This window comes from Streptomyces sp. NRRL F-5650 (assembly GCF_000721365.1).
GTDB classification, from domain to species: domain Bacteria; phylum Actinomycetota; class Actinomycetes; order Streptomycetales; family Streptomycetaceae; genus Streptomyces; species Streptomyces ardesiacus.
This window is the reverse complement of the sequence record NZ_JOGV01000140.1, coordinates 1-924: the sequence shown is the minus strand read 5'-3', so window position 1 is coordinate 924 and position 924 is coordinate 1. Positions and strand designations below refer to the sequence as shown.

Genomic DNA, 924 nt, shown 5'->3' with positions numbered 1-924 from the left:
GTACGGTCTCGTGGGCTCGGAGATGTGTATAAGAGACAGCGTCGGGGGCGGGGTGGCGGGGTGAGGTTCCTAGTTTGGGGTGGGTTTGGTTGAGCGTGTAGGGGTGATCCCGTTCCGGTGTTGCGTATTCGTGCTTCGATGTGTACTGTAGTTATCACGAGGTCGGGGGAACGAAGAACCGGCCGAGAATCCACACCACCTGACCCTGTTGGAGGGGATCTTCATGTCCGGCACCCAGACGCTCACCACCCAGACCGGCACCTACTCGTACTCGGTCTCCGAGGGCGAGAACGGCGAGACGATCTACGACCTGTCCCGCGTCTTCCAGGACGGTGCGCTGCCGGTCGGCGCGATCGTGATCCACCCGGACTACAACCCGTTCCCCGAGGTCGAGGGGCTGCTGAACGTCCAGTTCGGCAAGGGCGGCGCGGACCGCGACGAGCGCACCGACGTCCCCATGCTGGGCGAGGAGCTGGAGGCCGCGTTCATCATCGGCCACCAGCTGGTCAACCCGGCCGACCTGGACGTCGACCCCGAGGCCGAGGACAAGGACACCGCGCCGAAGGTGCGGTTCCTGAGGGGCCACCTCCGGGCGGCGGCGACCGAGACCAAGTCGCCCTCGACCACGGCCAGCAAGGCCACGTTCCTGGCCGTCCAGGACCTCGTGACCGAGCTGGTCAAGATCTACAAGGCCGACAAGAACACCGCCAAGCGCGAGGCGAAGTACGCCAAGCTCCTCGACGCGCAGCGCGCGGAGGTCCTGGCGCCGCAGATCAAGGAGATCGACGACCTGATCAAGGCCCTCGAACTCAAGAAGGCCCGGCTGACCGACAAGCTCAACAGCCACAAGGCCGCCTAACCCACCCGACCGCCCGGCGGCCCTCCAACCCCCCACCCAGGGCCGCCGGGCCCCCACACCAGGGC

Annotated in this window: 1 protein-coding gene; it reads left to right on the top strand. The window is 66.7% G+C overall.

Going from position 1 to position 924, the window contains the following annotated elements:
* The first annotated feature begins 223 nt into the window (after nucleotides 1-223).
* Entirely contained in the window at nucleotides 224-859 is a 636-nt protein-coding gene (locus IG88_RS0137785) for a hypothetical protein (RefSeq protein WP_078861730.1), read from the top strand.
* The last annotated feature ends 65 nt before the right edge of the window (nucleotides 860-924 follow it).

Bases quoted from the DNA above. Each gene is read 5' to 3' on its own strand.
- IG88_RS0137785 (WP_078861730.1), top strand. From the start codon at position 224: ATGTCCGGCACCCAGACGCTCACCACCCAGACCGGCACCTACTCGTAC.